Annotated in this window: 1 protein-coding gene and 1 pseudogene; both read right to left on the bottom strand. The window is 34.5% G+C overall.

From position 1 onward, the window contains the following. Positions 1–35: 35 nt before the first annotated feature. Complete coding sequence (locus ACFIO3_RS14120) at positions 36–359, bottom strand: YbaB/EbfC family nucleoid-associated protein (RefSeq protein ID WP_375606797.1); 324 nt, start codon at positions 357–359, stop codon at positions 36–38. A gap of 14 nt (positions 360–373) precedes the next feature. Further along, positions 374–933, bottom strand: a pseudogene (locus tag ACFIO3_RS14115) (DNA polymerase III subunit gamma/tau); the annotation flags it as partial.

Below are 933 nucleotides of genomic sequence, written 5' to 3'. Positions count from 1 at the left end.
GACATATTTTTGTCCCACGGAAAAAATCCGTTTCATTAAAATGGAAGCTTGAAACCTGATGGGAGTGGTAGCCCTGCGGTCATACTTTTGGTTTTTTCTTCTATTGCGACTTCGATTTTTGTTCTTGCTTCATTATAAGCCGCCATAATGAGATCTTCAAGAATTTCAGCTTCCTCAGGTTTGAGTAATGAAGGATCAATTTGAATTGCTGTTATAATATTTTTTCCATTTAAAGTGATATTGACGAGACCACCTCCTGCAGTGCCCACAGCTTGCAGATTAGCTATTTCTTCTTGAATCTTCTGCATTTTTTCTTGCATTTCTTTGGCTTTTTTCATCATGCTCATCATTTCACGCATAGGAAGAGGTATCCTTATTCATCATTGATATCATTTTTATTTTTAAAAATATCAGCATTTTTAAAGGTATTGGGGAGTAAATCAAGATCATTTTCTTCTTTATTGAGTCGAATATCGACAATTTTTGCTTCTGGGAAATGATTGAGGATTTTTGCGATATCAGGATCTGTTTCTGCATTGGAAAAAAGAGTCTTTTGAATCGCTATACTTTCCTCCTGTAAGGTTGGGCCACCTCCTTCATTAACAAAAGTTATTGTCCAGCGTTTTTCTGTCCATTGAGATATCTTTTTTTCTATATCATGAGCAAGAAATTGTGGGGTATTTTCAGAAAGTCTTAAGGTAATATGCCCAGCTTCAAAAGAAACAGGATGAACAAATTCTTTAATAAGGAGTTTGAAAGGAGTATCATTATGCTGTTCGGCTAATTGAACAATATCGTGCAAAGAATTAATTACGAGAGTTTTAGGTTCAGTAATCTCTTCTGTTATTTGTGTGATACAATGCGATAAATTTTCAATCTTTTCAGAAAGATCAGTAGATTGAAAAGTTTCAAGAGTTTTTGTTACTTCGTGGG

Source organism: Bartonella sp. AD328YNZD, assembly GCF_042196425.1.
This window is presented reverse-complemented; position numbering and strand designations above follow the sequence as displayed.